This window comes from Paenibacillus sp. P4_A7 (genome assembly GCF_056402455.1).
Genome location: NZ_JBFUHJ010000694.1, coordinates 1 through 1,935, shown reverse-complemented (window position 1 = coordinate 1,935; position 1,935 = coordinate 1). Strand labels below are relative to the sequence as shown.

The 1,935-nt window shown below is 36.8% G+C and carries 3 protein-coding genes; all 3 read right to left on the bottom strand.

Annotation, left to right across the window (positions count from 1 at the left end; translation table 11 throughout):
- The coding region (locus tag AC1DWN_RS33040) for a DUF6138 family protein (protein WP_477563067.1) at nucleotides 1-329 on the bottom strand (329 nt) is incomplete at its 3' end.
- Nucleotides 330-399: 70 nt separating this feature from the next.
- Nucleotides 400-552: a hypothetical protein gene (locus tag AC1DWN_RS33035; protein WP_477563066.1), complete on the bottom strand. Its 153-nt coding sequence runs from the start codon at nucleotides 550-552 to the stop codon at nucleotides 400-402.
- The coding region (locus AC1DWN_RS33030) for an SMI1/KNR4 family protein (RefSeq protein WP_477563065.1) at nucleotides 540-1,935 on the bottom strand (1,396 nt) is incomplete at its 5' end. The genes AC1DWN_RS33035 and AC1DWN_RS33030, both read right to left, overlap by 13 nt.

Sequence of the window (1,935 nt, the reverse complement as noted above, 5' to 3'; positions counted from 1 at the left end):
TCCGAGCGGAACAGGCCATCTACAAGCCCGCACAAGGCAGGAAAAAACTCCTCAGTCAGAAGTTCATCGGTCAACTCCGTGATGTAAGTACCCGCTTCAAATTTATACGAGCTGTCGCTCCAGGAGAATGGCTCGTAGACATCGATATGAATTTTCCCCTCTGCCCAAGTATTCTTACCTTTTCTCCACGCCACTCGAAGGTATTCCATGACTCCTGCCTGCAACCTGCTTTGATCCTTAAACTCATTGATCCTCTTGCTTTCTTTTGCGTAAATCGTAGTGACTTCCTTCCAAACCTCATTCAGAAAAGCATCCACAGCCTGATTCAACGGTCTTCCTCCCATTTTCATATTCTGCATTGCTCCGCAAATTAAAGTTATCTCCTGTCCGGGACGGGTCCTACTTAACTCTCTCTTTGAGCCCTGCGGTAAGCTCTTTCCAACTGTTTAATTTTTTGCAGTCACTTGTGATACGGTTCACCTTATCATCTTTAGGGCGAAAAATAAGATTATGATAAAGCTCAGCGTAGGCAAGTTTCATTAATCTTTCCATGTTACCTGCCATCCATATGACTGAAGTTTAAAGTATTTTTTAAACTCAGCAACTACGGATTTTGCATTTTCCTCAGATGCTGCATGAAATATAGTTAAGTCGACTATATTACAGTCTGAAATTTCCTCCAACCCTTTAAGTCTGGATGCATCTACTCCAATCTGCTTTATACTCATACAATTTTTGAATATTGTTAAATCTCCAACCGGATAAGTGAATTGCTTTAATTTCTTCAATTCTCCTATAACCTCTATACGTGATTCATCTATTGCACAGCTATCCGTCTCAAAAAACGTTATATTCTTTAAACCTTTTAAGAATGATAAATGTGGTATTGTCACTTGTTTGAGCTCTAGTTTTATTAACTTACTAAGGTTTGAAATATAAAGCAGGTCGCCAACCTCCATTTTTTCTAAACTTAGTTCCTTCAAATTTTTTATAGTTCCTATTAATCCGCTATCAATTGAGTTCATTCTACATAATCTCAAACTCTTTAATTTCTTTATATCTTTCAGTTTATGTATATCTTTTAATGGAAGTCCTATTAATGTTAGCTGCCTTAACCCATCCAAAGAAACTAAGTACTCCAAATCAGACTCTTTAAAAGCTTCTGATCCTATCACAAGTTCTGCTAAAGAAGGCAACCGTTTAAGTACATCGAAATTAGTAATTTCATCCGCATGTATAATAAGTTCTTTAAGATTAACCATATGGGTTAAAATATCCAAAGATATTGCTCCGTATTTTTTAGCTTGATCAGCTCTAATAAATACCATTCTCTTTTTTTTCAATGTTTTTGAAGATACAAAACCACTCTCAACATCGTCTTTAAAATACTCTTCCCAAAATCCGCTTACAGGGATAAGGCTGTTCTCTTCGATATCCATTTTAGTCAAAGCCAAAATATCATCCAACAAACTTCCACTTTCACGGGATAATATGATTACATCATCTTCTTCACTAATACCAATACTACTATTTCTGAGGCTCGAATCTATAAATTCAAAGAAATGTCCCAAACTTTCCGCAATAACATATGAAAAATCAGAATTGTGATCTATCGTTATAATTTGCCCATGAATCCCCTTTTCTCCGGGGTCTAAATCAATTGCCAAATATGAGCCTCCACCATCTTCAGCAAAAGGAATCCAGCCTTCTCTGTAGTTCCCATCTTTTATTACATCTGGTTTGCTGGATATAATATCGTAAGCTGATTCCAAAAGGGACTTCCAGTTGCTTACTATCGATTCAATGTTCATCCAACCAAGCCCAGCCATAACGCCAAAAATCTGCTCTCCTTCTCCATTAGAATTCATGTATAACTTTCTGAAATCTTCTGGAAATTTGCAGTTCATCATGCTCTCAAATAGGTTTATTTCTGAT

Excerpts from the sequence above, each read along its gene's own strand:
- AC1DWN_RS33035 (WP_477563066.1), bottom strand. The coding sequence starts at position 552 with ATGGAAAGATTAATGAAACTTGCCTACGCTGAGCTTTATCATAATCTT.